Source organism: Micromonospora sp. NPDC002717 (genome assembly GCF_040295705.1).
Lineage (GTDB): Bacteria > Actinomycetota > Actinomycetes > Mycobacteriales > Micromonosporaceae > Micromonospora.
In genome coordinates this window covers 1-1,323 of sequence record NZ_JBEOVW010000093.1, presented here as the reverse complement: position 1 = coordinate 1,323, position 1,323 = coordinate 1, and the positions used below count along the sequence as shown (strand labels likewise).

1 protein-coding gene is annotated in these 1,323 nt (G+C 70.7%); it reads right to left on the bottom strand.

The genetic code is table 11. The features are described from left to right. Nucleotides 1-8: 8 nt before the first annotated feature. Nucleotides 9-1,067, bottom strand: a complete 1,059-nt coding sequence (locus ABT006_RS34990) for an IS110 family RNA-guided transposase (protein ID WP_350712753.1) — start codon at nucleotides 1,065-1,067, stop codon at nucleotides 9-11. Nucleotides 1,068-1,323 lie beyond the last annotated feature (256 nt).

The window sequence follows — 1,323 nt, the reverse complement described above, 5'->3', positions numbered from 1 at the left end:
CGACGCTCCTATGCCGCGTCAAGCGTTTGGGGTGGGTTTTCGAGGCGTCGGTAGATTTCGCGGGCGACGTAGCGTTTGAGGCAGCGTTTGATCTCGCGGTCGGTTTTGCCTTGGGCGCGGCGGCGGTCGGCGTAGGCGCGGGTGGGCTCGTCGCGTTGCAGGCGGGTCAGGACGATGGTGTGTAGAGCGCGGTTGAGTTGACGGTCGCCGGAGCGGTTGAGGCGGTAGCGGACGGTCTTGCCGGATGATGCGGGGATCGGGGCAGCGCCGGCAAGCATGGCGAACGCGGCGTCGTTGCGGCAGCGTCCGGGGTGGGACCAGGCGGTGAGCACGGTGGCCGCGACGATGGGTCCGACGCCGGTGAGGGTGAGCAGGTCCGGTCGCCAGTTGCGGACGATCGCGCGGATCGCCTTCTCGTGTTCGGTGGCTTCGGCTTCGAGGAAGCGGACGCGGCGGGCGAGGTCCCGCAGCACGGTCAGGCAGGTGAACACGTCGACGTCTGCGGTGGTGGTGGGGCGTAGTCGGGTGGCGGTGGTGAGCATGATCCGGGTGCTCTGGCCACGGAAGCGGGCCCGCACCACCTCGGGAGCGGTGATCACCAGCGCGTGCAGCTGCCGCTGGGCGACGGCACTGGCTTCCACGGCCGCTCGGCGGGCGGTCAGCCGCACCTGCAGGGCTGCTCGTTGCGCGCCGGTCTTGGGCTGCGCCAGCCGCGTGCGGGCCAGGGCGTCGCGGGCGGCGCGTTCGGCGTCGATCGGGTCGGACTTCGCCCCGGCGCGGCGGGCCGGGCGCAGCGGACGGTCCAGTTCGACGACCAGTTCACCGGCGTCGGCCAGGTGCCGGGCCAGGCCGGCGCCGTAGCCGCCGGAGCCTTCCAGCGCCCACGCCCGCAGTCCCGAGTGTTGCTCGGCCAGGGCCACCAGTTGCGCGTAGCCGTCCGGGTCAGTGCTCACCGTGGTCCGGGCCAGCACCCCGCCGGTGCGGGTATCCAGCAGCGCGGCGGTGTGGGTGTCTTTGTGCGTGTCGACGCCGATGACGACCTCGACCAGATCTGCCAGCATGGACATGCGTTCTCTCCTCACCGTGGGGACGCAAGGGTCCGGTCCGGTGCGGAGATGGCAGGACTGTGATGAGACACGCCAGCCGCTAACTGGCGGTCAAGCTCCTGATCAGGCCAAACGTCTCCCGCCGGGCCGGCACCGGCAGCAGCGGGCGGACAAGTCGCGCCAAAGGCACAAACGCCAGTCAGAGCAAGAGTCACGCCCGCCACCACCAGCTGTCAGCTCACCACTGCTGAGCCGACCCTGCCACCCTCACAGTCAG